This is a genomic window from Areca yellow leaf disease phytoplasma (assembly GCF_041920595.1).
The window spans coordinates 190,588-191,077 of the sequence record NZ_CP169277.1 but is presented as its reverse complement, the minus strand read 5'-3'; the positions used below and the strand labels follow the sequence as shown (position 1 = coordinate 191,077).

Sequence of the window (490 nt, the reverse complement as noted above, 5' to 3'; positions counted from 1 at the left end):
AAAATCAAAAAAGGAATACATTAAAATGTTAATAGACACTTTCACGCTCATCTCAATCTTAAAACATATAAAAATAAATTAGATGATGTTTTTTCAAAAACAGGATAATGACGTCAAAAAAATGATTGTTATAGGCATGGATGAAAAAACTAACCAAAAAGCATATGAAATCGCTAATAAATATAAAGAAGTAATGGTAGCTTTTGGGATTCATCCTTGTTCTGATTTTTCCCAAGAAACTCCCGAAAGCATCATCAAATACCTCAATCATCCGCAAACAGTTGCTATAGGAGAAATTGGCCTTGATCTTCATCACAGACAAGATAGATGGCTGTCAAAGTTTTTTCATCCATATATAACAATCATTTTTTGACGTCATTATCCAAGCTTTTGAAAAACATCATCTAATTTATTTTTATATGTTTAAGATTGAGATGAGCGTGAGTGTCTATTAACATTTTAGTATTCCTTTTTGATTAAAGCTGAACAA

General features: G+C 29.6%; 1 protein-coding gene. It reads left to right on the top strand.

All coding sequences use genetic code 11. The annotated features are described in order from the left end of the window. The first annotated feature begins 82 nt into the window (after nt 1-82). Entirely contained in the window at nt 83-373 is a 291-nt protein-coding gene (locus ACEW7V_RS01045; RefSeq protein ID WP_374695603.1) for a TatD family hydrolase, read from the top strand. The last annotated feature ends 117 nt before the right edge of the window (nt 374-490 follow it).